Genomic DNA, 22120 nt, shown 5'->3' with positions numbered 1-22120 from the left:
TACCGAAAATTATGGATTTGCCCGTTAGGGATTGAACGGTTCGACTGCGCTCACCGCAGGCTATATGTTTGATCTCCCCCGACGAAGGAGAGCGAGCGAGTAGTGAAATATTTATAGTCATGAGTTCAATAATTTATCGTTTTAGTGTGACATGTCCTGTAAACTTTTGATTATCAATAATAACAACATACCAATAATCGCCTGTTGGTAAGAGTGCATTATTAAAGGTTCCGTTCCAAGAAAAAGGAGTGTTTACAGCATTTTTTAATAGTTTTCCATACCTATCAAAAATAGAGACTTCTGAAAAGCTATAAAACTCGATACCTTTTAAATTAAAGGTGTCGTTTATTGTGTCTCCGTTTGGAGTGAAAAATTTAGGAATGTAAAAATGAATGTGTTGTGTGGTTATAATTTCGGCACAATCTTGATGCTTTACGTAAATAGTATATTGACCACCTTCTATATTGAAAAATGTGGGGTTTGATTGAAATGTAATGCCGTCTATTGAATATAAAAAATCGCCAGTGTTTGATGTTGATATTATGATATTACTACCATCGGAGATAGTGCTTTCGATTATTGGGTTGTCAATTTGCGACAGTATTATGGTTTTTGTGACACTACAGGAGCTATTTGAAACCACAACAGAATATGTGCCTGGGCTTGAAACTTCTATTTGTTCTGCTGTATTACCATTATTCCATAAATAAGACGTTACAGCACTTGGGTCGGTTGGATTTGCTTGTAATGTTATGGATGTGTTTTCGCAAAATGAGATTGATTCATCTGTAACTTCTGGAATTTTAAAATAATCTATTTGTAATACTGTTCTTGAAGCGGATAAGCATCCGCCTTCAATAGTTTCTGCTTCGGCGTAATAGATTCCTGATATGCTCGGGTTGAATGATGTATTATTTGCTAAAAGTAAATTCCCTGCAGTTGTTGCATCATACCAATTAACATTCACATCCGCTGGAACGGTTACTGATAATGGCGTGGTATCATTTTCACAAATCATTAAATCGCCATTGCTGATAGGAGCGTTAGGCAATGGAATGACTCTCATTCCATAAATTTCCGATGACGAATTACAAGAATCATTATTTACATTTACAACAGCTTCGGCAACTTTAACTCTAAAAAACGTGGTGTTATTTATTGGTGATGTAGTGTAACTATTACTTGTTTCTCCCAGAATATCAATCCAGTTTACACCATCTGTACTTTCTTGCCATTGGTAAAAGTGTGACGAAAAAATAGTAAAATCTGGTGTTGCGGTTAGTGTTGTTGAATATGGTAGTTCATCCTCACATAAACTTACTATGTTCATATTCGATGTGTCTTCTATTTTAATGGTGTCGCCACAAGACTTAAAAACAATATCATCAAGTGCTAAATCGTTTCCGCAGCCTCCAACACCATTATTGAGCATTTTTAATATAACTGATGTTTGACTGGGCAAAGACTGAAACACTAGAGCATATTGTTGCCAATTGGGGCTTGAAGTTCCGTTTATATTGCCTGTATCACCACTTGCAAGTAGATTAGTATCTGTGTTATCCCAAATTTCAAATTTTACATTTATTGGAATTCCAATGCCACCACAACGCGAAGTTGGTAGTAAATTAATCATCCATGAAGAAAACTCATAAGTTGTATTTTCACAAAGCCCATTAATTGTTGTTCTGTAAAATTCACCTGAGGTAAAATCAGCATTTACAACCAACATTCTACCATTAGCATCATTTGGTGTATGGTCTACAATATCATGCCATCCAAACCAATTTGTATTGCTAGAAACATTATAAAAACCATCATCAGGAGCCATACTGTTATATGTATATGATGTGGTTCCTGTTGGTAACTGAGTGGTCGATCCTGTTCCAAAAGTTTCCATAAAAATAGGGTCGCCAGAATTACCAGTACAAAACCCTAATTGAGCATAAGATTGCGCTGTTATTGAAAGTACTAATAAGAGCAACCAAAGCCTGTATTTTAATAATTTATGCAGATAAATTTGATTCACAAAAGCTATATTGGATTAGCCAAAATAAGTATTAAACTTTGTTTTATAAGAAAATAATAACATTTTTTTACCTAAATATTTTGATGGACAAACCACTAATCTCATTATTAAAAATCCATATTCTAAATCAGAAAACAATGTGTTTTGGTATCTTGATGAGGTCTATATGGGAAGCACAAAAGATATCGATGAGCTTGGTATATAAACCAAAATAAGGAAAACACATCAATACGGTTGTTGATGAGTTTGGAAATGAAGGAAAAAGAAAGTTTGAAATTTCTAATTAATTTCTGGTCGCAAACAGACTATTTTTTTAATTTGAATTATTTTTGATTTTATTTTTATTTACTTTTTATGAGTTGATGCCGTAGCATCAAGCGATTAAAAATAAATGGAAAGAGCGCGAAAAGAAACAAATTTAATATTGATGTGTTTACGACCAGACACTAATTAGCGTTTTAATGTAAAATGGGCTTTAAACATTTTTCTTTCTCCTGTATTTGTATCAATATATTCTAAAGCAAACCAATAATCATTCACAGGCATTAATTCACCATTAAATATACCACTCCAACCTTCGCCATCTGGACTAATCTGCTTTAATAGTTTGCCATATCTATTGAAAATATAAATTTTTGCATTTACCTGATCTGCGATACTATTAATATTCCATGTATCATTGCTTCCGTCATTATTTGGGGTGAAAAATTTTGGGTAACTTATAACTACAAGTGTTTGGCTACGTTCCATACAACCATTCTTATTTCTAACCGTTACTATGTGTTCTCCATTAGAAACATTATTGAAAATGGACTCGTCTTGCCACGGCTCGTCATCTAATTGATATTCAAAATCTCCAGAACTTATAGTAGTAACTTGAATTGTTGGATTTTCAGAAAAAGGAGCCGTAATTACTTCAGCTTCAAATTCTGGTTCAGATAAGACCGTTACTATAGTTAGCATACTACTTTCGCACATAGTCATTACATGTTGTACAATAACTTCATAATTCCCACCTTCGATGGGCATATAAGTTCCTTGACTAGCACCTGCTATTGGGACTCCATTTAATAACCATTTGAAATTATATTCAGACGTATTTAAACCCGTATCAATAGTTACAGGTATTGCGATAATTCCATTTATATTAAAACAAAGGAAGTATTCATTCTGTAAAGAAAAAACAGGACCATTAAACACTTCTATAGTTAAACTAACGGGAGATGGACAAAATCCAGAGTCGGGTGTAAACGTATAAGTAGTTGTTATAGTATTATCTAATGTAGGACTCCAAGTTCCTGTGATCCCTTCGTTGGATGTGGTTGGTAATGGTGATAAAGTGTCACCACTACAAATAGCCGATATTTGAGTAAAAGTTGGTGTTCCCGTTGGATTCACCATAATGGTCATGGTTTGATTTGCGGCACACTGTCCTGAATCTGGGCTAAATGTATATGTTGTTGTTGCAGTATTATCTAAAACAGGACTCCAAGTTCCGGTTATACCGTCATTGGATGTGGTAGGTAATGCTGATAAAGTATCACCATTACAAATAGCAGATACTTGAGCAAAGGTTGGAGTTACTATAGGATTAACAATAATAGTCATGGTTTGACTCACTGAACATTGCCCCAAATCTGGGGTAAATGTATAAGTTGTTGTTGTATTATTATCTAATGTAGGACTCCAAGTTCCTGTGATCCCTTCGTTGGATGTGGTAGGTAGTGCAGCTAAAGTGTCTCCATTACAAATAGCCGGTACTTGAGTGAAAGTTGGAGTTACATTAGCGTTTACTGTAATACTCATCGTTTGATTCGTTGCGCATTGCCCTGTATTTGGGGTGAACGTATATATTGTTGTCGTTGTATTATCTAATACGGGACTCCAAGTTCCTGTGACCCCTTCGTTGGATGTGGTAGGTAGTGCTGATAAAGTATCACCACTGCAAATAGCAGATACTTGAGTAAAAGTTGGAGTTACTATAGGATTAACAATAATAGTCATGGTTTGACTCGTTGCACATTGCCCTGTATCTGGAGTGAATGTATATGTTGTTGTCGTTATATTATCTAATACGGGACTCCAAGTTCCTGTGACCCCTTCGTTAGACGTGGTTGGTAATGCTGATAAACTATCGCCACTACAAATGGCTGATACTTGGGTAAAGATTGGGGTAATTATCGGATTAACCGCAATAGTCATCGTTTGACTTGTTGCACATTGGCCTGCATCTGGAGTAAATGTGTAAGTCGTTGTAGCTGTATTATCCAATGCAGGAGCCCATGTTCCGGTTATACTATTATTTGAAGTCGTCGTTAATGCCGATAACGTATCACCACTACAAATCGCTGGCACTTGTGTGAAGGTTGGTGGTGTAGGTGATATGTCTGTAACAGTAACAGTAACCGTTATGGTATATTGATAACTTATATACCCATTAGTCACAGGATTGCAACCAGGATTAGAAACAGGTATTATGTCTATACTTAAATTGTCTCCAAAATCTGGTACAATATTAGGATTAAGAGGACTGCCTAAAGGACTTCCAAAATTAAATGGCGGGGGACTTGTATTGGGGGCGTAATTAGGTTCTGCAATCAAATTAGTCGCTGGCAAACACGTAGCGCCCCCAGCGTATGAAGTACATCCGTAAAATAGATTGTAATAAATTTCTAAATGGGGACAAACATTGTTATTAGCGTAGCCTGTAAGACTTATCTCCACTCTTATACCTGTAATCTGTTGGCAAGGATTTGTCCTTGCCGGCAATGTGAAATCATGGGCATAACCATCGCTGAGTGGAGATGTATTACCTAAACCACTCCAAGCTTTCCTGTCAAGTCCTATTGTAGCATCACTATGGGTCTGAGTCAAAACAATCTGGCCAAAGGAAAAATCCGTTAGTAAGATTAAAAATAATACTATAAGGTATCTAAACATTTGATTTATTTTTCAAAAGGTTGGTGAGCGTTAAAAAATAAGGTGACCCAATTTGGGTTCATAAAAATAAGGTCTCCTGAATTTCCGGTACAAAACCTAAGCTGAGCATGTGCTTTTTGAATAAGGAAATAACTTATTAAAACTCCAAATAAAAAAATATTCTTAATGATACGGCACAGCTTTTAATGATACTTCTTTAGTGTAAAAAAGTTTAAAGGCTATATTAAGCAAAATAGAGATTAAGCAAACTAACATATACCCATACAAAAACTATACAAGCTATTTCCTAATAACAGCTTTTACCATGGAATGATCTGATTTAAAAGTACTAATTTTTTCAGCTTTTATAATTTCTAAATCTTTAGAAACCCAAATATGATCTAAAGACAAAAGTGGAATATTCCAAAACCAAGTTTCTCTAAAACCATTTCCTTTTTCCGTTAAAACCTGATTGAAATTGGTTCTAATATCATTTAAAAATTTTGATTCTAATGGTGTATTAAAATCTCCTAAAAGTATTGTGTTTTCAATCACTTTAATAGATTCTGTAACAAATTTCAATTGTTGTTTTCTATAAACATTCATACTTGATGCAACGTCGATAGCATAAAAATTTATGCCATTAGTGAAGAAATTGATAACCACAGTTTCGTCTTCTGACAAAACAACTTCCTTAATATCTATTGTCATTTTTGAAAAAATTCCTATTTCACTTTCTGAATGCCAATAAAAGAAAAAATCAGGGTAGTTCAATTTAGTTTCAGCAAGTTCTTCAGCATGATATTCAACCAAAACTACAACATCTGGCAGTGTTTCAACTTCATCAAATACATCTTTAAATTCTCTTTTATGTGTAGCATTCCAAAAAACGACCTCAATATCGGTTTCTTTAATAGCTTCAGAAGTATTTATCTTGAAACTTCTACCAAACCAAATCACTGATAATACTAACGCTAGAATTAAATTATAAGTTCTAATTTTTTTACTTTGAAAAATAGAAAATAATACTACAGCTATTATAATTAATGGTAACGGAAGGGTGTAATAAAGCAGTGAAAAGAAATAGTTATTTTCTTTTAGCACAAAATGAATCAATAGCAATGCAATGACAACTATAAGATTGATTCGTAATATTTGGTTCTTTAAAAATTTAAGCATTATCTTAAAGGAAAACCTTTACCAGCCCACCAAGGATGAATTTCAATGTTTAATCGTCCAGCTATTACCATGGGGTCTGAATTTGCTAAACTATCTGCCATTTTAAGGGTAGGCACATTGTAGATAGTAATTCCTCTTAAATTTCCATCATCTCCAAAAGGCCCTGAAATATCAGCATAACCTAAATCATACATTTTTTTTAAATGTGCTATATGTAACGCTTGAAGTTCTGCTGATTCTTCTTCATTTTGTCCGCGAATTGGGCCTCTTTTTAAAAACGCCATAAAGTATTGTTGCATTAAAATAGTGTCTTGAGTTTTTTTATCAACATAGTCAAAGGTTTTAAAACCTTTAGCAGTCAGTTCTTCTTTGATTTGCTTCGTTGTTTTTGGAACAACTTTTTCAATAATGGCTTCAGATTCTACAACAACTGAATCTTTAATTTCTTTTGAAATAGCTTTAGCATCTTCATTTATTTCTAATACAGATGCTTTAGACTCATCTTTACAACTCAAAAATAATGAAAAGAGTATTAATGCGAATATGAATTTTTTCATGATTTCCATGTATTATAAGGGTGCTTACTTAATTGCGAATTATAATATTTTATTTGTCCTGTTACTTCTTCTCCTAACCATGTTGGTTTTTCAAAGGTTTCATTTTCACTTTCAAGTTCTACCTCTGCAATGATTAATCCTTCATTGTCTCCAAAAAACTCATCTACTTCAAAAATATGGTTTCCTGCTTTTATATCGTATCGTGTTTTATCTATAACTCCTTTTTCACACAAATTTAATAATTTTAGAGCATCATCTTTTGTAATTTCCTTTTCCCATTCAAAACGAGATAGTCCATTTTTTGAAGATAATCCTTTTACCGTTATAAATCCTAAATCGCCTTTTACCCTAACACGAACCGTACGGTCTTTGTGCGTATTAAGAAATCCCTGAACAATTCTTGTTTCTTGAAATGCTTCATCTTTATAAGCATCAGACTTTACTAAAAACTTGCGTTCAATTTCTATCATTACTAACTCTAAATCAAAACTTAAAATTAAGTCCCCTGAAAGGTAATAATTAAAAGACATTTAATAGTAAATTTACGCTATGTCTAACAAACTACCATTACGAAAAATTATTCATGTAGATATGGATGCGTTTTATGCCTCTGTAGCACAAATGGATAACCCGGAACTTAAAGGGAAAGCTATTGCGGTAGGTGGCGGTGGAAAACGTGGTGTGGTGAGTGCTGCCAGCTATGAGGCTAGAAAATTTGGTGTTAAAAGTGCGATGGCTGGAACTCTAGCAGTGAAATTATGTCCTGATTTAATTTTTGTGAAAACAGATTTTGAAAGATATACTGAAATATCAAAAAAAATTAGAAAAATATTTTATGACTACACTGATTTGGTTGAACCGCTATCTCTTGATGAAGCGTACTTAGATGTTACTAAAAACAAAAAAGGAAACCCAAGTGCGTCTTTAATTGCGAAAGAGATTAGAACACGCATTTTGGACGAAGTTGGTTTAACGGCTTCAGCAGGAATTTCTATTAATAAATTTATAGCCAAGGTAGCGAGTGATTACAACAAACCTAACGGACAAAAAACAGTAAACCCCGAAGAAGTTTTAGACTTTTTAGAAGTTTTAGACATTAGAAAATTTTACGGCGTAGGCAAAGTAACTGCTGAAAAAATGTATCAAAAAGGCATTTTTACAGGAAAGGATTTGAAACAGAAATCTTTGGAGTATTTGGATGAGCACTTTGGGAAGTCTGGAGGATCCTATTATTACATTGTTAGAGGGATTCATAACAGTGAAGTAAAACCAAATAGAATACGGAAAAGTTTAGCTGCAGAGCGTACGTTTAATGAAAATTTGTCTTCTGAAATATTTATGCTTGAAAAATTAGAGCATATTGCTGAAGAAGTTTCACGTAGATTATTAAAAAGCAAAGTTGCCGGAAAAACGGTAACTTTAAAAATTAAGTATAGCGATTTTACGTTGCAAACTCGAAGCAAAACATTGCCCTATTATTTAGGTGATAAAAGCGTGATTTTAGAAACAGCTAAAGATTTGTTATACCAAGAGAAGTTGAGCAATTCTGTGCGGTTATTAGGTATTTCTATGTCTAATTTAAACACTGAAAAGAAGAAAAAACCTGAAGTGAAGAAAAGCGTTAGTGTGCAGTTGAAATTTGAGTTTTAAATTGGTATTAACGATAAATAAACTACTTGACTTTGTCAGAAAAATTAGCTAACTTCGTTTAACAATCGATAAAGTTCATTGAAACGGAACTTTATCTTAGCAGGTTAGCACAAATTAGACGCGACTATATAAAAGGTTTTCAAAGACTAAAGAAATTCAATATGAAACTAGAATCTAATGCAACTATACAAATTCAAAAACCAATAGAAGAAGTTTTTGAAGGGATTGTAAACCCATCGCAAATGACTAAATATTTCATTTCGGAGAGTAGCGGACGACTCGAATCAGGAAAAGAAGTGATATGGAAATTTCCTGAATTTGAAGATAAGTTCCCTGTCAAAGAAATCAAAATTGAAACCAATCTTTCGATTTCCTTCGTTTGGGACCCAGAAACTGTTGTAAAAATTACATTAGAAAAATTAGCCGACAATAGTACCCTAATAAGAGTAAACGAAAACGGGAAAAAACTTAATGAAGACAACCTGAAATGGGCTTTAGAAAATTCGGGAGGATGGGCAAATTTCCTTGCTTGTATGAAAGCCTACCTAGAGTATGGTATACAACTTCGAAAAGGCGCATTTGACTATATGCGAAAATAATAAATCAATTAATAAAGTAAGGGTATGAAATTAACTATTGACATAGAAATAAAAGCACTGAAAGAAAAAGTTTGGAAGGTAATTACAGATATTGAAAATTCTGTGAACACAATTTCTGGAATTGAAAAAATTGAGATCCTGAATAAACCAAAAGACACAGTAGTCGGGTTAAAATGGGAGGAAACAAGAACAATATTCGGTAAATCTGCTACAGAAACAATGTGGATAACAGAAGCCACAGAAAACGACTATTACAAAACAAGAGCCGAAAGTAATGGAGCTATTTATCAAACTATTTTAAAACTTTCAGAAAAAGAAAACACTACTTTTTTAACAATGGAATTTAATTCGGAAGCTATTACAATAAAAGGGAAAATTATGGCTTTTATTTTTGGAAGAATGTTAAACAAGACTATGAAAAAACTTATTAAAAAAGACTTAATAGACATAAAGACTACTGTCGAAAATAAATAAAGATGAAAGTTACAACTGAAAAAAATGAAAAAGTTGCTAATATGATATTTGCATCCATTTATCCACTTTACTTGAATAGGTTGGAGAAGAATGGTAAAACAAAAGAAGAACTCAACCAAGTAATAGAATGGTTTACTGGTTTTGATAAAGGTGATTTACAAGCACTTATTGAAGAGAAAGTAACTTTTAGAACATTTTTTCAAAAAGCTAAAATACATCCAAACGCACACTTGATTAAAGGAGTCGTTTGTGGTTATCGAATTGAAGAAATAGCGGATGAATTTGAATTGTATAAACAATGCAGACGTATGGAAAAGCTGATTGATGAATTGGCAAGAGGTAGAAAGATGGAAAAGATTTTAAGGCAATAATCAAAATCGGAATTATGGCAAAAACAAAGACAACTTACACAGGAGAAAACGTAACAGATTTCATAAACTCATACGTTGATAACGAACAGAAAAAAGCTGATAGTTTTCGTTTGATTGAATTGATGCAGGAATGGTCTAGTGCTGAATCTAAAATGTGGGGACCGACAATTATCGGATTCGACAACTACCATTACAAATATGCTAGCGGACACGAAGGCGATGCGCCTGTTCTTGGATTCTCACCGAGAAAAGCAGCGTTCTCGCTCTACGTTTATTCTGATACGAAGAGAAGTAAATTATTATTAGCTGAACTCGGTAAATTCAAAATGGGAAAGGCTTGTATTTATGTGAAAAAACTTTCTGATATCAATATTTCGGTTTTAAAAGAACTCTGCATAGAATCAATTAAATACATTAACGAGCATCACGAATGTTCTTGCAGAATAAAACAAACCAATTAACGAAAGAAAGAAAAACTTGTGCTAACACCGTATAAAAAAAATTGCTAGCAAAAGCCTACTTACGAAAGTCCTCGCGGACTTTCTATTTGTGATTTATTTGCTAACTTTAGTGCTTAAACCACGCAACTTTCCATATACATAAACGTTAAACGAACTCTCCAAAAATAAAACAACTTTCAAAGTAAATCCAAAACTTAGCAGATAAGTGCGTTAGCGATTGAAACGGCATCCTTTTAAATAGAAAAAACTGCTTTTGGGTAGTTTTTTCTATTTAAAAGATATAGTGCAAAGCGCGACCCTTGTGGTAACGCCCAAATATTTATAATTTAAAAATTACAGGTTTCAATTTCTGTAACACGAAGGGTGTTTACCATACCCTTTTCTTTCATTGGCATTGCTGCTAAACTAATTAGCATATCGCCAACCTCTAAATACCCCATTTTACAGGCTATACCATTAACATCGTCAATAGTTTCGTCGGTACTTACAAATTTGTCATAATAAAACGCACGAACACCCCAAAGTAAACTTAAACGAGTTAAAATACGCTTGTTTGATGTAAATACTAGGATGTGACACGATGGTCTCCATGCCGAAATTTGAAATGCTGTGTACCCACTATTTGTAAGTGTTGAAATAGCTTTTGCATTAATTTCGTTTGCCATATTAGCGGCATGATAACATATAGATTTTGTAATGTAACGGTTGGTACGAATATGTGGTGGCAATTGAGGAACCTGAATTAATTTTGAGTTCTCTACACTTTTTAAAATGTTAGCCATTTGCCTAATTACTTCTACTGGATATTGACCAACTGAGGTTTCGCCAGATAGCATTACTGCATCGGCACCATCCATAACAGAGTTTGCAACATCGTTTACTTCTGCTCTTGTTGGAGTTAAACTATCTATCATAGTTTCCATCATTTGCGTAGCAATAATTACTGGAATTCTTGCTTTTTTAGCACGCAATACCAATTGTTTTTGAATAAGTGGTACTTCTTCCGCAGGTACTTCCACACCCAAATCGCCACGAGCTACCATTAAACCATCACAATGTGCAACAATTTTATCTATATTTTCTACGGCTTCGGGCTTTTCAATTTTAGCTATAATTGGGATTTTATGGTCAGAATGTTTTGCAATTAAATCACGCAATTGCATTAAATCTTCTGCATGACGCACAAAAGAAAGTGCAATCCAATCAACATCAAGACTGATGGCAAAAATGGCATCTTCAATATCTTTTTCTGTTAATGCTGGTTGTGAAATATCAGTGTTAGGAAGGTTAACTCCTTTTTTAGATTTTAACGGACCGCCTTGAATCACTTTTGCTTTTACTTCTTGTTTTTTATCTGTTGAAACCACTTCAAAAAGTAATTTACCATCATCCAAAAGAATACGTTCGCCTGGTTTTGCATCTTGCGGGAACCTATCATAGGTCATGTAAACACGTTCTTTGGTGCCTTCAAAACGTTCGCCCGTAGCAAAAATTATCTCATCTCCAGGATTTACAACCACTTCCTCTTTCATAACGCCTACACGAAGCTTTGGGCCTTGTAAATCTGCAAGAATAGCTGCCGTAAAACCATATTCTTCATTTAGCTCACGTATCATTTTAACACGCTCTTTTACATCGCTATAATCAGCATGAGAGAAGTTTATTCTAAATACATTCGCGCCTTCATCAAGCATGGCTTTTAAAACTTCTTTAGTGCTTGTAGCGGGCCCTAGGGTGGCTACTATTTTGGTTTTTTTATCTATTGACATTAGTTAAAAATTAAATTATCTTTAGATTTCAGTTCACTAGAATCTAGACTGTAAGCCGTTGCAATTTGTGGTATTTTTAATATACTATCTAAAATATATTTCTCTTTGCTGAAACTGAATTCGCTATCTATTTTTAAAAAATAGTTTACAGTTTTATGTTCTGGTAATAACTGAAATATTTTGGTTATTTTTTCTTGGTTGTCGAATAACGACTTATAATCTGTTTGTTGGAGTTCTTCGGTTTTACAAATGTTAGATACCAAACTCCATGTTACTAATTGTTTATGGTCTTCCCATTCAAAAATTGAATAAGAAACCTGTCCATTATTATAGTCTATATCTGATGCTTTTCTGGAAAGCGTAATACCTAAATGCTTATTGAGAAGGTATGCTAAACGATAGTCTTCCAACCTGCAATGTATTGCAATTAAGGTATATATTGCATCCTCAAAGGTATCATCAAGAATAAGTTTGTGAACAGCCATAACTTATATTTAACTTGCAAATATAGTATTTATAAAGGGGAGTTGTATTAAGTTAACTCTAATCTTGGCAATAAACCCAACTAAAACGTTATAGTTGATTCATTTTAAATGTAATACCAACTATCACTCAAAATAATCCATATAATTTGTTTCTGTTTCGCTCATATTTCAATATAAAATAAAACCATAACTTAGGCTATGCTTGAATTTTCTATCTTATCGGAACAAAATATAATTCAAATTATTTATACCTCATTTTAAATAATAATTGGTATAAGAAGATTATAGCATCTTCGACATTCTGCTTTGGAATGCAAAAAAGGCACGTTTTGAAGCTTTTTCTTCGGCCTTTTTCTTAGAAGTTGCTCTGGCTTTAGAAATTACTTTATCATCTATAGATAGCTTTACTGAAAAATGCCTAACATCATCATTGCCTGTGTCTTCATATACGTTGTAACCAAATGTCTTTTTTTCTTTTTGACACCACTCAATAAGTAAACTTTTGTAACTAATGACTCTTCCTTCTAGGGTTTCAATATCTACATAAGGAATTATAACACGCTTAAAAATAAACTTTTCACAGTATTTATAACCTCTATCTAAAAAAATAGCCCCTACTAAAGCTTCAAATAAATTACCGTGGATATTATCTCCGAATTGACCTGCAGGGATTTTACTTTCTACTAAATTTATCAGTTTTAAATCTTTACCTAACTCATTTAGATGCTCTCTACTCACAACTTTTGATCGCATTTTGGTTAAGTAGCCTTCATCGCCACTTGGCACTTCAAGATATAGATGTGATGCAATTACAGAACTTAGCATGGCATCTCCCAAAAATTCTAAACGTTCGTAGTTAAAAGGGTTGCCTTTCGTATCTTTAGTATTCATAGACCGATGCGTAAAGGCTTTTCTGAAGTATTTAACATTCTTAGGTTTAAACCCAAGTATTTTAGTTAACTCCATAAAAAAATTCCCGTTGCGTTTAAAACGGGAATTTAGTATGTTACGAATGCTTTTCATCTGATAATAAATATCTTATTTTAATGTCAGATGTAATAAACCATGTTGCATTTTCATGTAAAATTTAATTTAAGGTTATGGTTTATTTCATTCGGGATTTAATCTATTTTTTTGAATATTACACAAGCGTTGTGTCCGCCAAATCCAAATGTATTACTCATTCCTACTTTTACATCACGCTTTTGAGCCTTGTTTAAGGTTAAATTTAATTCAGGATCAATGTTCTCATCTACTGTAGTGTGGTTTATTGTTGGAGGTACAATACCGTGTTCCATAGCCAATATTACCGAAATTGCTTCAATAGCGCCGGCAGCACCTAAAAGGTGGCCAGTCATTGATTTAGTTGAATTTATATTTATAGTCTTAGCGTGACTTCCAAATACTTCTGAAATTGCTTTAAGTTCTGCAACATCTCCTAAAGGTGTAGATGTACCATGTGTATTAATATGGTCAACATCTTCTGGCTTTAAGCCTGCATTTTCTAAACAATTCCTCATTACCGCAATAACACCGATACCTTCTGGATGCGGCGCAGTCATATGATACGCATCAGAGGATAAACCTCCTCCAATACATTCAGCATATATTTTAGCACCTCTTGCTTTTGCATGTTCATACTCTTCTAGAATCAGGGCTCCTGCTCCTTCACCTAAAACAAAACCATCTCTTGTTGCGTCAAATGGACGCGAGGCTGTTTCTGGGCTTTCATTTCTAGTAGATAGTGCATGCATCGCATTAAAACCACCCATACCAGCAATAGTAACCGCGGCTTCACTTCCACCTGTAACAACTACATCTGTATGCCCTAAACGTATAGAGTTTAAAGCGTCAAACATAGCATTAGCAGAAGATGCACATGCAGAAACTGTTGTGTAATTTGGCCCCATAAAACCATGCTTTATGGAGATATTACCTGGTGCAATATCAGCAATCATTTTAGGAATAAAGAACGGATTAAATCTTGGTGTTCCATCACCTGCAGCGAAGTTTAAAACTTCTTGCTGAAAGGTTTCTAAACCACCAATACCTGCTCCCCATATAACACCAACACGTAATTTATCGACTACATCAAGATTTAATTTAGAGTCTTCAATAGCTTCATCTGCCGCTACCATAGCGTATTGTGCAAATTTATCCATTTTACGAGCCTCTTTTCTATCAAAAAAGTCAGTAACGTTAAAGTTTTTTAATTCGCAAGCGAATTTAGTTTTAAACTTTTCGGTATCATAATATGTTATAGGCGCAGCACCACTTTTGCCACTAATTAAGCCTTCCCAAAATTCATCTTTGGTATTGCCAATTGGTGTTAAAGCTCCTAATCCTGTGACTACAACTCGCTTTAATTCCATAAAGTATTTTGATTGTTTTACTTATTTAGCTTCTTCTATATAAGAGATAGCTTGACCTACTGTAGCGATATTTTCAGCTTGGTCGTCTGGTATTTGAATATCGAATTCTTTTTCGAACTCCATAATTAATTCTACAGTGTCTAAAGAGTCTGCTCCTAAATCGTTTGTGAAGCTAGCTTCAGTAACAACTTCGTTCTCATCTACTCCTAATTTATCCACGATAATCGCTTTTACTCTTGATGCAATGTCTGACATAATCTTTTAATTTAAATGTTTTAATTAGTTGGCAAAAATAAAAAACTTTATTTTATAATACACTTTTAAGTTAAAAATGTGTTGGTAATTTACTAAAATTACTTTTAAGTAATTAGTTTTTCGCTTCTAATTGTTAATAATTATTCTTTTTTTTGTTCGAATAATGTTTAACACGATAGTCTGTAAAATGAAATGAGCTTGATAATTTTGCTGAACATTGTAGTAAATTCGATTTACGAATTACACCTGCCTGCCGGCAGGCAGGTCTAACATTAATTTTAAAATAAAAACCAACAGATGAAACGTATTGTAATTTTTGCGTCCGGAAGTGGTACTAATGCTGAAAATTTAATTAAGTTTTTTCACAACAGCGATAATGTGTCTGTTATTCAAGTACTAACTAACAATCCCCATGCCAAAGTTTTAGAACGCGCAAAAAAACTAAAAGTTAGTGCCCTGTCATTCAATAGAATAGCTTTTTCAAAAACAGATGACGTCTTGAATGTTTTAAAAGCCTCAAAGCCTGATTTGATTGTTTTAGCTGGGTTTCTATGGAAATTCCCAGAAAATATTTTAAACGAATTTCCAAATAAAGTTATTAATGTACATCCTGCTTTACTTCCCAAATATGGAGGAAAAGGTATGTATGGTATGCATGTGCATGAAGCTGTTGTGGCTAATAATGAAACTGAAACAGGAATTACCATTCATTATGTAAATGAACATTATGATGAAGGCGCTACTATTTTTCAGGCTAAATGTGATGTTTCTTCTACCGATAATGCAAATGATGTTGCAGCTAAAATTCATGAATTGGAGATGGAACACTTTCCGAAGGTGGTTGAAAAGTTGCTTCTAAAAAAAATTTAGAACTTATAATTATAAGATTTCCGCCTTCGCGGAAATGAAAAAATGGCAAAGAAGAAAAAAAAATATTATACCGTTTGGAGTGGTCACAAAACAGGAGTTTTCGAATCTTGGAACGACTGTAAAGCTCAAATAAAAGACTACCAAGGTGCGCAATTTAAATCTTTTTTAACTTTTGAAGCTGCAAAAAAGGCTTTGAAGGGTAATTATTTTGATTACGTTGGAAAAAACAAAGGCTTTAAAAGTGAGCTATCTCCTGAACAATTAAAAAAAATAGGACAGCCTAATTATAATTCTATTTCTGTGGATGCTGCTTCCTCTGGCAATCCTGGAAAAATGGAATATCGAGGCGTAGATACTAAAACAAAAAAACAACTTTTTATTCAAGGCCCTTTTGAAGAAGGCACGAATAACATAGGCGAGTTTTTGGCCTTAGTACATGGTTTGGCGCTTCTTAAAAAAAATAAAAGTGATAGAATTCTTTACACAGATTCTAGAACCGCCATAAGTTGGGTTAAAAAGAAAAACTGCAACACCAAACTAGAACGTAACACAAAAAACAAACCTGTTTTCGATTTGGTTGAAAGAGCTATAGAATGGCTAAAAAACAACACATACAATACCGTTATTGTAAAATGGGAAACCAAAGCTTGGGGAGAAATTCCTGCTGATTTTGGGAGGAAATAAGTTATCTTAGTGTGCTTTCAGGATTTATTTATAAATTTCATGAAAACTTAGAAATAACGTATGCCATACCTATCAAAATTAAATATCAACACAGAGAGAACACATCCATTTCCTTTCGATATTCCTGCAATTAAATACGCAAAAAATATAGATTTATCCAACCCAATTACATTTTTGGTAGGCGAAAATGGCACAGGAAAATCAACACTATTAGAAACTTTGGCTTGTCGTTTACAACTACCCCATATTGATGGCTCAAGCTATTCCAAAAACAGTTTTGATGCCGCCAAAACACTATTGCCCTATTTGGAATTAAAATGGAGTATAGAACGGTCTGTTGGTTTCTTTTTTAGAGCTGAAGATTTTGGAGACTATCTAAACAGTGTTCACAGAACAGGTGTTCAAATTCAAGACCAAATGGGCGATTTACCAGACAGTATTCCAAAACATGTTATTGAGCAAATGAAGGAAAGTGCCAATTATCAGTTAAAACGCATGTGTCAAAATTATGGACAAGAACTCAATGCGTTTTCACATGGAGAAGCCTATCTTCATATTATGAACGAAATGATAAGCACAAGAGGCATTTATCTTTTAGATGAGCCTGAAGCGGCATTATCTCCAGCAAAACAACTCACGCTTATTTACTTTATAAACGACCACCTTCAACATCACAACTCGCAATTTATTATTGCAACACATTCACCTATGTTATTGGCTTATCCTAAAGCATCCATTTATGAGATTACCTCTGAAAGCATGAAACAAACATCCCTTGAAAATACTGATCATTACTCGGTAACTAAATCATTTTTGAACAATCCAAATACTTTTTTAAGACATTTTAATCCTGAAAATTAAGGTGCAATATTCACAATAAAGATTCGTGTATTCGTGGCTAAAAAAACTTATATTTGCACAAAATTAGCAATCCTTTTCATGGGTAAATTAGTAATTGTTGGCACGGTAGCTTTTGATGCTATTGAAACGCCTTTCGGCAAAACCGATAAAATTCTTGGTGGCGCAGCCACTTATATAGGTCTTGCTGCCGCTCATTTTAATGTTGATGCTGCTGCTGTTTCTGTTGTTGGTGGCGATTTTCCTCAAGAGTATTTAGACTTATTATCAAATAAAAATATTGATGTTTCAGGAATTGAAATTATAAAAGAAGGTAAAACCTTCTTTTGGAGTGGAAAATATCATAACGATATGAATTCTCGTGACACTTTAATTACTGAATTAAATACCCTTGCGGATTTTAATCCAGTAGTTCCTGAAAATTATAAGGATGCCGAAGTGGTGATGTTAGGGAATTTACATCCAATCGTCCAATCTAGTGTTTTAGATCAAATGACTAAAAAACCTAAAATGGTGATTTTAGACACGATGAATTTTTGGATGGATTGCGCCTTAGACGATTTGCTAAATGTTATAAAACGTGTAGATGTAATTACTATAAACGATGAAGAAGCGAGACAATTAACTGGAGAATACTCTTTAGTTGTTGCAGCTAGAAAAATTCATGAAATGGGACCAAAGTATGTGGTAATAAAGAAAGGAGAGCATGGTGCTTTGTTATTTCATAACGCCCATGTGTTTTATGCGCCTGCTTTACCATTAGAAGAAGTTTTTGATCCTACAGGAGCTGGAGATACGTTTGCAGGTGGTTTTGCTGGCTATATAGCAAAAACAGATGATGTGTCCTTTGAAAACATGAAGAATGCTGTGATATATGGTTCAACTCTGGCATCATTCTGTGTTGAAAAATTTGGAACAGAGCGCATGCAAAATTTATCAAACGAAGAAATTCATAAGCGACTGTTGCAATTTAAGCAACTAACGCAATTTGAAATAGAATTAACATAAAAAAACGCGCTCTATTTTAGAGCGCGTTTTTTATTTAAAACATTTTGTCATTCTCATTAAGGTGGGAATCTAAACATAGTTTTTCATTTCCTCGAAATCAAAGGTTCAAGAATTCAATGATATGAAATAAAATAATCAGTAAAGCGAAAACATTTTTATAATATGAGTGATGTCTTAAAACACGAATGTGGAATAGCAATGATTAGACTTTTAAAACCACTTGAGTTTTATAAAGAAAAATATGGCAGTGCATTTTATGGTGTAAACAAAATGTATTTACTCATGGAAAAACAGCATAACCGTGGTCAAGACGGAGCTGGTTTTGCAAGTATAAAATTAGATACTGAACCTGGGCAACGCTACATAAGTAGAGTGCGTTCTATAGAACAACAACCAATTCAAGATATTTTCGCTCAAATTAATGATCGAGTTAATAAGGAATTTGAGGCACACCCAGAATATAAAGAAGATGTTGCAGCACAAAAAAAGAATATCCCTTACATAGGAGAAGTTTTATTAGGTCATGTGCGTTATGGAACTTTTGGAAAAAATAGCGTAGAAAGTGTTCATCCTTTTTTAAGGCAGAACAATTGGATGCACAGAAATTTAATTATGGCTGGAAACTTTAACATGACCAATGTTAAAGAACTTTTTAGTAACCTAATAGAATTAGGGCAGCACCCAAAAGAATATACCGATACCATTACTATAATGGAAAAAATTGGTCATTTTCTTGATGATGCTGTGAGTAAAATATATAAAGATTTAAAAAAAGAAGGCTATAATAAACAACAAGCATCACCACTTATTGCTGAGCGTTTAAAAGTAGCTAAAATCTTAAGGCGAGCTGCAAAAAATTGGGACGGTGGTTATGCAATGGCTGGACTTATTGGTCATGGTGATTCATTTGTTTTGAGAGACCCAGCAGGAATTAGACCCGCTTTTTATTATAAGGATGATGAGATAGTAGTTGTAGCTTCTGAACGACCAGTGATTCAAACCGTTTTCAATGTAAAATTTGAAGACGTTAAAGAATTAGAACCTGGACAAGCCATTATTACTAAACATTCAGGAGAAGTAAGACTTAAACAGATTTTAGAACCTTTAGAAAAAAAGTCATGTTCTTTTGAACGCATCTATTTCTCTAGAGGTAGTGATGCAGAAATTTACCAAGAGCGTAAAATGTTAGGGAAGTTGTTGATGCCAAAGGTACTTGAAGCGATTGATAATGATACTAAAAATACTGTTTTCTCATATATTCCTAATACAGCTGAAACCTCGTTTTTTGGAATGATTGAAACTGCTGAGGCTTTTATAAATAAAACTAAAACTGCAGCCATTTTAAATGGGCAGCGATCATTATCGGCAGCAAAAGTTACCGAGATTTTATCTGAACACGCAAGAGTTGAAAAAATAGCTATTAAAGATGTTAAACTTAGAACCTTTATTACTGAAGATAGTAGCAGAGACGATTTAGTAGCACACGTTTATGATGTAACCTATGGTGTTATTAAACCTACAGATAATCTAGTTATTATTGATGATAGTATTGTACGAGGCACCACTTTAAAAATGAGTATCTTAAAAATGCTAGATCGATTAAATCCTAAAAAAATAATTGTAGTGTCTTCTGCTCCACAAATTCGATATCCAGATTGTTATGGCATTGATATGGCAAACCTTGAAAGCTTGGTGGCTTTTAAAGCTGCTTTAGAATTACTAAAAGATTCTGGCAAATACGATATTGTAAAAGATGTTTATAATAAGTGTGTAACACAAACAGATTTAGAAGACAAACACGTACAAAATTTTGTCAAAGAAATATATGACCCTTTTACAGACGAAGACATATCAGATAAAATATCAGAGTTGTTGAGTGATGATTCGATAAAAGCAGAAGTAAAAATTATTTTTCAGCCTGTAGAAAATTTACATAAAGCTTGCCCTGAGCATTTAGGAGATTGGTATTTTACTGGAAACTATCCAACTGTGGGTGGAAATAGAGTTGTTAACCGTGCGTTTATTAATTTTTATGAAGGGAATAATGAACGCGCCTATTAATTACGAAATTAATAATTTTAGTGAAGGAAAACAGGTATATGTGTATTTCACCCAAAAAAAATGCGGTTCATCTAAAAAATAGTCAAAATATTTAAATTACACATAAATTGGTCTCACCATAACATAAGTAGGTTAAGTTCATGGTAGATTTGGGGCAAAAAAAGGTGAACTTCTGTTCGCCTTTTTTTATGCAATTTAGTTTCCTAATTAATTTGATTTTGCGTATTTCATTTTATCCTAATTAACTAACATAATTCCTTTTAAGCCAATATTTGCGTAGTTTAACTAAAATATTTTAGCAAACAATATTGCTGTCATATATTTGAAGAACCATAACATAAGTAGGTTAAGTTTATGGTAGATTTGGGGCAAAAAGGTGGACACTAGTTCACCTTTTTCATTTTATAAACTTTCCTCAAATAGTAGCTCTTTTTTTTTAATAATTATTCGGCTTTCTTAATGGGAGTTTTTAGTTTTGGTTAGGAATTGAAAATACTATAAATTTATTACACAGAGGTACGTAAAGTTTTCACGGAGCTTCACAGAGTGGCTTGTGCTGTTTTTGAAATTCTCGTTTTTAATTAAAATCTTAATGTATGTTATTGGGTTTTCTCTGTGCGACTCTATGGTTCTTGGTGTGTCTCTGTGTAATCTTTTGGGAAGATAGTTTTTGAATTGAGTTCTGCATTGGTTGGAGATAGAAGCCGCATCCTTTTTAAAAAATTGAATACCATAATCATTGATTAGAACAAAAACATAAGGGACAGCTTATTCCTTAAAAACACTTAATAGTCTTTTTAAAAAGATATGAGCCCGACCTCCCGATAGCTATCGGGAGGGTAACGCCATAAAAAAAAGCAAATCCACTTATGAATTTGCTTTCTCATTTAAAATATTAAATATTTTACTTAGCTTCTGCGTAACGCTTTTCAATTTCATTCCAGTTAATCACATTAAAAAATGCTTTAATATAATCCGGACGTCTGTTTTGGTAGTTTAAATAGTATGCATGTTCCCAAACATCAAGCCCTAAAATTGGTGTTCCACCGCAGCTAACTCCTGGCATTAATGGGTTATCTTGATTTGGTGTAGAGCAAATTTCTACTTTACCACCCTTGTGTACACATAACCAGGCCCAACCAGAACCAAAACGTGTTCCTGCTGCTTTAGAAAAAGCAGCTATGAACTCATCTTTAGATCCGTAAGCAGACTCAATAGCCTCTTTTAAATCGCCAGATAAATAACCTCTATCTTTTGGATTCATAACGCTCCAGAACAAAGAGTGGTTATAAAATCCGCCACCGTTATTTCTAACTGCACCATTATTCATATCTAAATTTCCAAGAATATCATCAATAGATTTTCCTTCTAAATCTGTTCCTGCAATAGCGTTATTTAAATTATTTGTATATCCTTGGTGATGTTTAGAATGGTGTATCTCCATGGTTCTTGCATCTATATGAGGTTCTAAGGCATCATAAGCATATCCTAATTTCGGTAATTCGAAAGCCATAATTATTTT

21 protein-coding genes are annotated in these 22120 nt (G+C 33.6%); 10 read left to right on the top strand and 11 right to left on the bottom strand.

The features are described from left to right. Positions 1–133: 133 nt before the first annotated feature. The 5 genes from AAC024_RS01625 to AAC024_RS01605 all read right to left on the bottom strand — a co-directional run bounded on the left by AAC024_RS01625 (position 134) and on the right by AAC024_RS01605 (position 7151). On the bottom strand, positions 134–2026 hold the full coding sequence (locus tag AAC024_RS01625; RefSeq protein ID WP_339893426.1) for a T9SS type B sorting domain-containing protein: 1893 nt from the start codon (positions 2024–2026) through the stop codon (positions 134–136). Positions 2027–2476: 450 nt separating this feature from the next. Next, positions 2477–4966, bottom strand: coding sequence for a T9SS type B sorting domain-containing protein (locus tag AAC024_RS01620; protein WP_339893425.1), 2490 nt, complete (start codon positions 4964–4966; stop codon positions 2477–2479). 279 nt (positions 4967–5245) lie between these two features. Beyond that, the gene (locus AAC024_RS01615) at positions 5246–6124 is read right to left on the bottom strand and encodes an endonuclease/exonuclease/phosphatase family protein (RefSeq protein ID WP_339893424.1); all 879 of its coding nucleotides are present in this window, start codon (positions 6122–6124) and stop codon (positions 5246–5248) included. Beyond that, complete coding sequence (locus AAC024_RS01610; protein ID WP_339893423.1) at positions 6124–6681, bottom strand: YciI family protein; 558 nt, start codon at positions 6679–6681, stop codon at positions 6124–6126. The genes AAC024_RS01615 and AAC024_RS01610 overlap by 1 nt, the downstream gene beginning before the upstream one ends. After that, positions 6678–7151 (bottom strand): CYTH domain-containing protein, encoded by a 474-nt coding sequence (locus AAC024_RS01605; RefSeq protein WP_339893448.1) that lies wholly within the window; start codon positions 7149–7151, stop codon positions 6678–6680. The genes AAC024_RS01610 and AAC024_RS01605 overlap by 4 nt, the downstream gene beginning before the upstream one ends. A 79-nt stretch (positions 7152–7230) precedes the next feature. Between AAC024_RS01605 and dinB the strand changes: the two genes are divergently transcribed. The 5 genes from dinB to AAC024_RS01580 all read left to right on the top strand — a co-directional run bounded on the left by dinB (position 7231) and on the right by AAC024_RS01580 (position 10236). Continuing rightward, positions 7231–8331 carry a DNA polymerase IV gene (gene dinB, locus AAC024_RS01600; protein ID WP_339893422.1) on the top strand — a complete coding sequence of 367 codons (1101 nt, stop codon included), beginning with the start codon at positions 7231–7233 and terminating at the stop codon, positions 8329–8331. Between the two features lie 161 nt (positions 8332–8492). Continuing rightward, positions 8493–8930 (top strand): SRPBCC domain-containing protein, encoded by a 438-nt coding sequence (locus AAC024_RS01595; protein ID WP_339893421.1) that lies wholly within the window; start codon positions 8493–8495, stop codon positions 8928–8930. Positions 8931–8954: 24 nt separating this feature from the next. After that, positions 8955–9404, top strand: coding sequence for an SRPBCC family protein (locus AAC024_RS01590; RefSeq protein ID WP_339893420.1), 450 nt, complete (start codon positions 8955–8957; stop codon positions 9402–9404). A gap of 2 nt (positions 9405–9406) precedes the next feature. Then, positions 9407–9775 carry a DUF2200 domain-containing protein gene (locus AAC024_RS01585; RefSeq protein ID WP_339893419.1) on the top strand — a complete coding sequence of 123 codons (369 nt, stop codon included), beginning with the start codon at positions 9407–9409 and terminating at the stop codon, positions 9773–9775. A gap of 14 nt (positions 9776–9789) precedes the next feature. After that, positions 9790–10236: a DUF1801 domain-containing protein gene (locus AAC024_RS01580; protein WP_339893418.1), complete on the top strand. Its 447-nt coding sequence runs from the start codon at positions 9790–9792 to the stop codon at positions 10234–10236. 326 nt (positions 10237–10562) lie between these two features. Here the strand turns inward: AAC024_RS01580 and pyk are convergent, their stop codons facing one another. From pyk to AAC024_RS01555, 5 genes are all read right to left on the bottom strand, one after another. Further along, on the bottom strand, positions 10563–12005 hold the full coding sequence (pyk, locus tag AAC024_RS01575; RefSeq protein ID WP_339893417.1) for a pyruvate kinase: 1443 nt from the start codon (positions 12003–12005) through the stop codon (positions 10563–10565). Next, positions 12005–12490 carry an IPExxxVDY family protein gene (locus AAC024_RS01570; protein ID WP_339893416.1) on the bottom strand — a complete coding sequence of 162 codons (486 nt, stop codon included), beginning with the start codon at positions 12488–12490 and terminating at the stop codon, positions 12005–12007. Before AAC024_RS01570 ends, pyk begins: the two co-directional genes overlap by 1 nt. Positions 12491–12772: 282 nt before the next feature. Continuing rightward, positions 12773–13513, bottom strand: a complete 741-nt coding sequence (gene rnc / locus AAC024_RS01565; protein ID WP_339893415.1) for a ribonuclease III — start codon at positions 13511–13513, stop codon at positions 12773–12775. Between the two features lie 98 nt (positions 13514–13611). Further along, positions 13612–14862 (bottom strand): beta-ketoacyl-ACP synthase II, encoded by a 1251-nt coding sequence (gene fabF, locus AAC024_RS01560; protein ID WP_339893414.1) that lies wholly within the window; start codon positions 14860–14862, stop codon positions 13612–13614. A 21-nt stretch (positions 14863–14883) separates the two neighbouring features. Beyond that, the gene (locus AAC024_RS01555; protein ID WP_008269813.1) at positions 14884–15117 is read right to left on the bottom strand and encodes an acyl carrier protein; all 234 of its coding nucleotides are present in this window, start codon (positions 15115–15117) and stop codon (positions 14884–14886) included. A 297-nt stretch (positions 15118–15414) separates the two neighbouring features. Between AAC024_RS01555 and AAC024_RS01550 the strand changes: the two genes are divergently transcribed. The 5 genes from AAC024_RS01550 (at position 15415) to AAC024_RS01530 (ending at position 20598) form a co-directional block, all read left to right on the top strand. Beyond that, positions 15415–15987, top strand: coding sequence for a phosphoribosylglycinamide formyltransferase (locus AAC024_RS01550; RefSeq protein WP_339893413.1), 573 nt, complete (start codon positions 15415–15417; stop codon positions 15985–15987). Between the two features lie 42 nt (positions 15988–16029). Beyond that, positions 16030–16671, top strand: coding sequence for a ribonuclease H family protein (locus tag AAC024_RS01545; RefSeq protein ID WP_339893412.1), 642 nt, complete (start codon positions 16030–16032; stop codon positions 16669–16671). Positions 16672–16731: 60 nt separating this feature from the next. Further along, positions 16732–17532: an AAA family ATPase gene (locus tag AAC024_RS01540; protein ID WP_339893411.1), complete on the top strand. Its 801-nt coding sequence runs from the start codon at positions 16732–16734 to the stop codon at positions 17530–17532. 78 nt (positions 17533–17610) lie between these two features. Further along, complete coding sequence (locus tag AAC024_RS01535; protein WP_339893410.1) at positions 17611–18537, top strand: PfkB family carbohydrate kinase; 927 nt, start codon at positions 17611–17613, stop codon at positions 18535–18537. Positions 18538–18699: 162 nt separating this feature from the next. After that, a complete protein-coding gene (locus AAC024_RS01530) occupies positions 18700–20598 on the top strand; it encodes an amidophosphoribosyltransferase (RefSeq protein ID WP_339893409.1) in 1899 nt (632 codons plus the stop codon). 904 nt (positions 20599–21502) lie between these two features. Here the strand turns inward: AAC024_RS01530 and AAC024_RS01525 are convergent. Continuing rightward, on the bottom strand, positions 21503–22111 hold the full coding sequence (locus AAC024_RS01525) for a superoxide dismutase (RefSeq protein WP_339893408.1): 609 nt from the start codon (positions 22109–22111) through the stop codon (positions 21503–21505). Positions 22112–22120: the final 9 nt, after the last annotated feature.

The sequence above is a fragment of the uncultured Algibacter sp. genome, from assembly GCF_963976535.1.
Taxonomy (GTDB): domain Bacteria; phylum Bacteroidota; class Bacteroidia; order Flavobacteriales; family Flavobacteriaceae; genus Algibacter_B.
This window is presented reverse-complemented; position numbering and strand designations above follow the sequence as displayed.